The following is a 6,361-nucleotide window of genomic DNA, read 5'->3' on the forward strand; positions in this document are numbered from 1 at the left end:
AGTCGAGGAAGGCGGCCATATTGTTCCCGAGGACAAGATCCGCACTCGTTATGCGCGCGGTGCACCGTTTATCCGCGCCGCAGTCCTGAAAGCTGATCGCGGTATGGTCTTTGACAATTCCAGCCTCAACCAACCACCGAGCCATTGCCTGACATTCGCGAACGGGCGCCTGATCTTCGCATTACCGCACCTACCTGGCTGGATCAGATCGGTTTATGAAACAGACCTTGATATCTAACGCCAAGTGCGAATGATGGTTGACTGCCGCCGACAAGTCAGACCTACGGAGATATCGACGTTTGTTTGAAACCTGCCGCTCATTCAGCTTGAACGCGACGTCGCAATTCATATGACTAGAATTTATGGTCGAGCTTTGGGCCTCCGTGGAAACGATTCAGCCGGGGGCTCGTTTTGCGATTCATTATCCACCGCCGGAGGGTCGGGAGGATGCATCACATGCCGAGCATCACGCCGGCATGATCCGCTTCTGGTGCGAGGGAGATACCTTTGAAGTCGATGTGGACGGACAAAGGATCGTCACTTAGCGCCCCTATTTCGGCCGTTCGACAGCTCGCGAAGGCTTCCCAGAAGCTGCCGTTGGTTCATATATGATCGTGTGGCCGAGATTGGGACAAAAATGAACCCGCTCCGGGGGAGGGGCGCTTGGGGTGGGGTCACGGCGTAATTGCGGGCGTTGGGCGAGGCGGAGCCGCCGTGAGATTGTGAGGTTCCTTAAGCGCAAAGGAACTCACCATGAACACTACGATTACCTCCGCCCCGATCGGTTCGCTACGCCAGCGGATGCTGCAGGATATGAAGCTTCGAGGTCTTGGGGCGCATACGCAGCAGGACTACATTCGCCACGTCCGATCCTTCGCTGCGTTTCTTGGCCGTCCTCCCGATACAGCCAGCGCAGAAGACCTCCGGCGATTTCAACTCGATCAGCATCGACGCGCCGTTGGGCCTGCGACCATCAACGCCGCGGTATCGGCTCTACGCTTCCTCTTCACCATGACGCTCAAGCGGCTGGAGATTGCGCTGGGTCTTTCCGTCATACAATGTGAACCCAAGCCCCACAGGCGCGCCGCACGACACCGCGCCACTTCCTGACTCTACCGGGAATGTAACGGCAACTACGACGTCTACAGGTGGCATTTCGGGTGAATTTGCTCGCCCTGCGAACGAAAGAGGAGCACTCACCGTTCATTCACATAATGACATTGACTCGCGTTAGCATCGTCAAATATGGAGCCGCCAAGAATATTTGGGGGAATATATGTTGCGGCCGCTTTTCTTCTCTTCCGGCGCGGCCATCGTCGCGCTGGCAAGCCCGGCCCTGGCGCAGCAGGCGCCGGCCGCCGATGTCGAGCAGGCACGCGCCGACATCATCGTCACCGGCGAGAAGAGCGCCCGCACCTTACAACAGACGCCGACCAGCATCGCCGTGGTCACGCCTGAAACAATCGAGCGCGAGACGCTGATCACCATCCAGGACGTCTATAATCGCACCGCCAACCTGTCCGAAACCTATGGCTCGGCCGGCTTCACCATTCGCGGCATCAGCAATAATGGCGTCGGCGCGGGCGGGCAGGCCGATGCCGCCAGCGTCTATGTGGACGGCGCGCCGGTCCCCAAATGGGCGCTCTATGGCGGCCCGACCGACTTGTGGGATGTACAGCAGGTGGAAGTGCTGCGCGGACCACAATCCACCATCCAGGGCCTCAACGCATTGGCCGGCGGCATCGTCATCACCAGTAAGAACCCCTCGTTGACCCGCTGGGGTGGCGACGCACGGGTGCTGTGGACCGAATATGACGATCGCACCCTCTCGGCGGCGGTCGGCGGCCCGATCATCGAGGATGAATTGGGTGTGCGCCTGTCGGCCGAGCGCCGCAATGATCGCGGCCTCATCCACAACATGACCCGCGACGAATATAGCGATGCACTGGAATCGCTCAATCTGCGCGGCAAGATCAAATGGACGCCCAAGGCGATCCCCGGCCTGGAAGCAGTCGCCAGCTATAATCGCGTGCGGCGCGATGGCGGCTATCTCTATGAATATGCACGGACCGACGCGCCCAATTTTTTCAACCATCGCGTCGCCACCGGCGACCAGCCGAGCCGGGGCAAGATCAACAGCGACCTTGCGGTATTCAATCTCAGCTATCCGCTGGCCGACGGGTTGAAGCTGTCGAGCGTCACCTCCTGGAACCGCTCCCGCGTTCATTCGGTCATCGATAGCGACGGTACCCCGCAGGATATCCAGGCGATCGACAATCGTTACAGCTATCGCACCGTGACCCAGGAAATGCGCCTCAACTATGATGGCGCTCGGCTGAGCGGCCTGCTGGGCGCCTGGTATTATCGCCGCACGGGCAGCATCGATCAGAATAGCCGGGTGAATATCGATACGCCCACCGCGACCATCGCCGCCCTGCTGCGGGCCAATGGCGCAACCGCAGCGCAGGCGAGCTTCCTCAGCAATGCCTATGCGACGCAACTGCCGGTCATTCCGGTTGCCTATTCGGGCGATCAGCCGGAAAAGGTGGAGACTATGGCGCTGTTCGGCGATGGCCGCTTCAAGCTGACCGACCGGCTGACGCTGATCGGCGGCTTCCGCTACGATCATGAACGCAACCGCTATGCCGCTGAAACAGTGGTGACCTTCAACGGCACGCTGCCCAATGCCAATTTCCTGGGAGCAGCCTATGCGCCGATCATTTCGCTGATCAACCAGGGGGTGCTGGGCCTGGTCGACGATGCGTCCTCGCCACTGGCATCCAACAGCCGCAGCTTCAATGCCTTCCTGCCCAAGGCCGGGATCAGCATGGACTGGACCCCGGACCTGACCACCGCCTTCACCGTCCAGCGGGCCTATCGCTCGGGCGGCTCCAGCCAGAATCCCGCGCGCGCCCTGCTGGTCGCCTATGACCCGGAATATAGCTGGAATTACGAAGGGTCGCTGCGATCCAAATGGCTGGGCGGTCGTCTGACGCTCAACGCCAATGCCTTCTACATGACGTGGAAGGATCAGCAGGTCACCGCCTATTTCGGCCAGAATGCCTATGACTATAATACGGTGAACGCCGCAGGCTCGCATCTCTATGGGTTCGAGGTGGAGGCGAACGCCAATGTCGCGCGCGGCATCGATCTTTATGGCTCGGTCGGCCATGTCCGCACCAAATTCACCGACTTCGTCCTACCCGAAGGCGCAACCAGTACGATCGAACTGGACGGCACCCAATTCCCCTATGCGCCGCGCTGGACCCTGTCGGGCGGCATCAATGCCCAATTCGGTCCGGGTTTCATCGCCAATCTCAACGCCAATTACCGTTCTTCGGTCTTCACCGGCGTCGGCCAGGATCAGGGCCAGTATAAGGTCGGTGGGCGCACGGTGGTGAGTGGCAAGATCGGCTATGAGACCGATCATTGGTCGCTGTTCGTCTTCGCTCGCAACATCCTCAACGAGGAGTATATGCAGTACCAGTTTGCGGCGATCCATCAGGCGATCCTGGGCGAGCCCCAGACCGTCGGCGTCGGCGCGAGTATGCATTGGTGATCGCGCTCGCCAGCCTGTTGCTGATCGCGGGCGGTGCCTTGGGCGCCGCCCTGCTGCGCCGCTCCTGGTTGCGGCGTGACCGGTCGGTGCCTGGCCTGCTGCTTGCTGGCTGGGCGGTGTTGATCGGCCTGCTGGTCGCGGCCTTTGTGATGGTGGGCCCGGTCAAAGGACTGGCGCTGGGGCTGGTGATGGAAGCGATCGGCGCGCTGGCCGTGATCTGGTTCGGCCGGGTGCGTCGCAAGGCGGGGCGCGTGCGTGAGGGGGATGTCGCGCCAGAACCGCTGGAGGAGCCAGGGAGTTTCTGGCGCGGGGTGTTGCGTGCGCTAATGGCCGGGCCGCTCGGCATGACGGCAGCGATGGGTGTCGCTTTCTGCGCCACCGTCTATCTGCCCGGCGATCCGCGCACCCGCATCGTGCTGGGCGGGCTGTTGCTGCCGATACTCTGGGGGCTGGCCATGACATGGACACTGGCGGATCGCCGCCTGCTGCGGGCGACCGCCGTGCTGGTGGGAACCAGCATCGTCGGCTTCGGCCTCGCCGCTTTGGGAGGGGCCGCATGAGTGAGCAGAATGTCCAGACTAACAGCCGATCGAAGAAATGGCGCTGGCCGTTGTCGCCCGAAACGGTGCGGTCAGTGCTCAGCAGTCATTCGGTGCTTGGACTTGCCTTTGCCGCGATCATCTACATCGTATGCCTGACGGGCACGGTCGCCGTGTTCGCGCCCGATCTGGAACGATGGGAAGTGCCGACGACGCCGATGGTCGCCACCCTTTCAGACATCTCCGCCGCCCGCGCCATTGCCGAAGCCGCCAGACGCGCGCCGGCCGATACGACCCTTTATCTGTCGCTGCCGACTTCCAGTCGGGATGGCGCCAGCCTGACAGCCTTCAGTGCCAGCTATGAGCATAAGTGGGCGGTGGCGGCCGATGGCAGCCTGTCCGATCTGGAAGCAGTCTGGACCGAATTTCTGATCCACCTTCACGTAAACCTACATCTGCCGCGCAGCTGGGGTGCCTTCATCGTCGGGCTGACCGGCGTGGCTCTGCTCTCTTCGCTGTTGTCGGGCGTATTGGCGCATCCGCGCGTGCTGCGCGATGCCTTCCATCTGCGGCGGGGCGGTTCACGCCGCCTGCAGGAAGCGGATTTGCATAACCGGTTGGGTATCTGGGCCTTGCCATTCCATTTTACCCTGGCGTTGACCGGCGCGCTGTTGGGACTGAGCACGATCATCGTCGCAATGCTGGCGATGTTGCTTTACCGGGGTGACATGGGGAAGGTCTACGACCTGTTCCTCGATCCGCCGCCCAAGGTCGACATGCGCGCCACGCCCATTCCGGATGTTGCCAAACTGATTGCCGATGCACGGGCCCGCGCACCGATGGCCAGTCCGGACAATGTCATGGTCGAGCGGCCGGGGCGCGCCGACATGCGTATTGCCATTCACAGCGAGCGGCCCAAACTCCTCACCCAGCAGGATGAGGTGCAATTCGACGCGCATGGCCGATTCATCCATCAGGAACGGCCGGCGGATCTGGCGGCGGGCACCCGCATGTTGAGCGGCATCGGTCAGCTGCATTTCGGCTGGTTCGGCGGATTACCGGTGCGGATCGCTTATGGCCTGCTCGGTATCGCGCTGTGCATCGTCACGTCGAGCGGCGTGACGATCTGGCTGGCGCGGCGACGCGATCGTGGTCGCCCGGCGCCGCAATGGGAGCGTATCTGGGCGGCGATTTGCTGGGGCCAGCCGGTCGTCCTGCTGCTGACCGCCATGCTCGCCTTTTCTCGGCCGCAGGCGCCCCTGCCTCTGATCTGGCTGGGCTTAACGATGGTGTCGGTGCTGGCGGCGGGCCTCGTAAAGGGGTTGTCTGGGCAGCGGTTGGCGAGTGGTTTGCGGTGGGCACTGGCTATCAGTTTGCTGGTCGTCACGCTGCTGCACGCCGCTCCGTTGCTGGTAAACGGACAGTGCCAGTTGGTCGATCTGCTGCTGCTCGCAGGGGGGATGGGGCTTCTGCTCGGCCTGCTGCGCAACCACACTCAACGTAGGATTTGAACCCCTTCAGGCCGATTGCCCGCGCCTCATGATCTGAAGACCGAAGCGGCCGGTCTGCAATTGGGAGCGAAGGTTCGGTATCTTCATGACCGTAATGGGTCGAAGCTGTGGAAAAACGGAAGGGAAGGTCGGCTTGGCAAGAGGCGATATGCGCGAGCAGGCGATGATCAGCCCTGGATCATCTGGATGAGTGGCCGGGTTCCGAAGATCTGGATCATCCGCTTCATATTATAGGCGAGGACGGTCAGGCTCATCTCGGTTCGGACGTTTTTCAGTGTTTTCGTGAGGAAGGGCGTACTGCCCATCCAGGCTTTTAGGGTTCCGAAAACATGTTCGACGGTCTGTCGACGCAAGCCCATGGCGTCAGGCAGCCTGTCGAGCCGCTGCTGCATCTCATCCAGTACCGCCTCATGGGTCCACCGCTTTACGCGCTTCACTTTCTCCGGCGTGCAGCGAGGCCGGAGTTGGCAGGCGGGGCAGGCAGCGAGATTGCGATACTGGTCAATGTCACCGTGATGGTCGACGCGGACCCTGCCGCGGGTCAGGTGAGCACCGGCTGGGCAGGTGTAATGATCATGGACGGCATCGTAGATGAAGTCGGGCTTCGGCACGCAAGGCAAGCCACCCGTTCCTGCGCATTCCAGCACCTGCGCACCGTTGTAATAGCCGCGATCCGCCAACACCGTTAGTTGATCGGATCCTATGGCCTCCAGCGCCGCTCGCCCCATCGGCGCCAACTGGGTACGATCATG

At 61.8% G+C, this 6,361-nt stretch carries 5 protein-coding genes and 1 pseudogene; 5 read left to right on the forward strand and 1 reads right to left on the reverse strand.

Annotation, left to right across the window (positions count from 1 at the left end; all coding sequences use genetic code 11):
• The 5 genes and pseudogenes from AC58EF_RS27970 to AC58EF_RS27990 all read left to right on the forward strand — a co-directional run.
• Positions 1–238, forward strand: a pseudogene (locus AC58EF_RS27970) (zeta toxin family protein); the annotation flags it as partial.
• Positions 239–753: 515 nt separating this feature from the next.
• Positions 754–1,110 carry a site-specific integrase gene (locus AC58EF_RS27975; protein ID WP_497279638.1) on the forward strand — a complete coding sequence of 119 codons (357 nt, stop codon included), beginning with the start codon at positions 754–756 and terminating at the stop codon, positions 1,108–1,110.
• 166 nt (positions 1,111–1,276) lie between these two features.
• Positions 1,277–3,559: a TonB-dependent receptor gene (locus tag AC58EF_RS27980; RefSeq protein WP_497279639.1), complete on the forward strand. Its 2,283-nt coding sequence runs from the start codon at positions 1,277–1,279 to the stop codon at positions 3,557–3,559.
• Positions 3,553–4,119, forward strand: a complete 567-nt coding sequence (locus tag AC58EF_RS27985; RefSeq protein WP_497279640.1) for a hypothetical protein — start codon at positions 3,553–3,555, stop codon at positions 4,117–4,119. The genes AC58EF_RS27980 and AC58EF_RS27985 overlap by 7 nt, the downstream gene beginning before the upstream one ends.
• Positions 4,116–5,609: a PepSY-associated TM helix domain-containing protein gene (locus AC58EF_RS27990; RefSeq protein ID WP_497279641.1), complete on the forward strand. Its 1,494-nt coding sequence runs from the start codon at positions 4,116–4,118 to the stop codon at positions 5,607–5,609. Before AC58EF_RS27985 ends, AC58EF_RS27990 begins: the two co-directional genes overlap by 4 nt.
• Before the next feature lie 167 nt (positions 5,610–5,776).
• Here AC58EF_RS27990 and AC58EF_RS27995 read toward each other — a convergent pair.
• Positions 5,777–6,361: transposase (locus AC58EF_RS27995; RefSeq protein ID WP_497279642.1), on the reverse strand; the 585-nt coding region annotated here is incomplete at its 5' end.

This window comes from Sphingobium sp. WR1, from assembly GCF_059693745.1.